Raw genomic sequence first — 373 nt, forward strand, 5'->3', positions numbered from 1 at the left:
GTTTGGCATCGAACGGCTGGAGCAGCATGCGCAGAGCCTGGCGGCCGCGCAGACCGTGACCGCCAGCCCGCCCAGGGTCCCCACGCTGCAGAGCCGCCTCAAGGACAATGCGGCGGTCTTGCTGCGCGCCTACCGGGCCGGTGCGTCCGAATTGGAGAAGGGGCGCAGCGTGGTGCCCGCCGCAGAGTGGTTGCTCGACAACTACCACCTCGTCGAAGCGCAGGTCCGGGAGATTCGCGATGCCTTGCCGCCCGGCTACTATCGCCAGCTGCCCAAGCTGAGCAACGGACCGTTCGCCGGCTACCCGCGCGTCTTTGGCATCGCCTGGGCGTTTGTCGCGCACACCGACAGCCATATCGATGCCATCGCGCTG

Annotated in this window: 1 protein-coding gene; it reads left to right on the forward strand. The window is 68.1% G+C overall.

Annotated features, from left to right (window positions below; translation table 11 throughout):
• Positions 1 to 373 (forward strand): hypothetical protein (locus AC1U89_RS25005; RefSeq protein ID WP_479902307.1); only part of this gene is annotated, 373 nt, incomplete at both ends.

Source organism: Caulobacter sp. 05T431 (genome assembly GCF_056665975.1).